This window comes from Streptomyces torulosus (assembly GCF_001419765.1).
Classification (GTDB): domain Bacteria; phylum Actinomycetota; class Actinomycetes; order Streptomycetales; family Streptomycetaceae; genus Streptomyces; species Streptomyces torulosus.
The window spans coordinates 220-1,077 of record NZ_LIRK01000956.1 but is presented as its reverse complement, the minus strand read 5'-3'; the positions used below and the strand labels follow the sequence as shown (position 1 = coordinate 1,077).

The 858-nt window shown below is 70.5% G+C and carries 2 protein-coding genes; both read left to right on the top strand.

All coding sequences use genetic code 11. From position 1 onward, the window contains the following. Nucleotides 1-307: FadR/GntR family transcriptional regulator (locus AOK23_RS43030; protein ID WP_157878334.1), on the top strand; the 307-nt coding region annotated here is incomplete at its 5' end. A 156-nt stretch (nt 308-463) separates the two neighbouring features. Then, nucleotides 464-858, top strand: a 395-nt coding sequence (locus AOK23_RS51240) for a PAC2 family protein (protein WP_240496847.1), incomplete at its 3' end; no start/stop codon positions are given.

Here is an 858-nt window from a genome sequence, read left to right as displayed (position 1 = left end):
CCAGTTGGACAAGCTGGGTGACGATCCGTCGGTGGAGGAACTGGTCGCCTGCGACCTGGAGTTCCACAGGGGCATCGTGCAGAGCTCCGGGAACTCCGTGCTCTGCTCCCTCCTGGACGGTCTGTCGGGCCCCACCACCCGGGCCCGCGTCTGGCGGGGCCTCACCCAGGAGGACGCCGTCAGCCGCACCCTCCACGAGCACCGCGCCATCCTCGCCGCCCTCCGCGACCGCGACGCCGAGGCTGCCCGCTCCTGGGCGACGGTCCACATCGCCAGCGTCGAGCAGTGGCTGCGGTCGTCGCTGTGAGGCGATGATCACTCGCGCCCGGCGGGCGGCGCGTGTTTCCGCCGCGCGAACGGGGCATTGATCCGTTCACTCCCCCGTGCAAGGGGGCTGCGAAGGCCCCCTGGGCACGCCGTAAGGTTGGGGCGTACGCGAGGGCACGTCGGAAGGAGGCGCTGGGTGATCGAGCTGGAGGGGGTTCCCGAGCTGATCGACCCAGTCATGGTGGCCGCGTTCGAAGGCTGGAACGACGCCGGCGACGCCGCCTCCACCGCGGTCGCGCACCTGGACCGGGAGTGGAAGGGCGAGGTGTTCGCGGCGCTGGACGCCGAGGACTACTACGACTTCCAGGTGAACCGGCCCACGGTGTGGCTGGACGGCGGCGTACGCAAGATCACTTGGCCGACGACAAGGTTGTCGGTGGTGCGGGTCGGCGGCGAGAAGCCCCGCGATCTCGTGCTGGTCCGGGGTATCGAGCCGTCGATGCGGTGGCGCTCGTTCTGCAACGAGCTGCTGGGCTTCGCCCACGAGCTGGGCGTGGAGCTGGTGGTGATCCTGGGCGCCCTGCTCGGTGA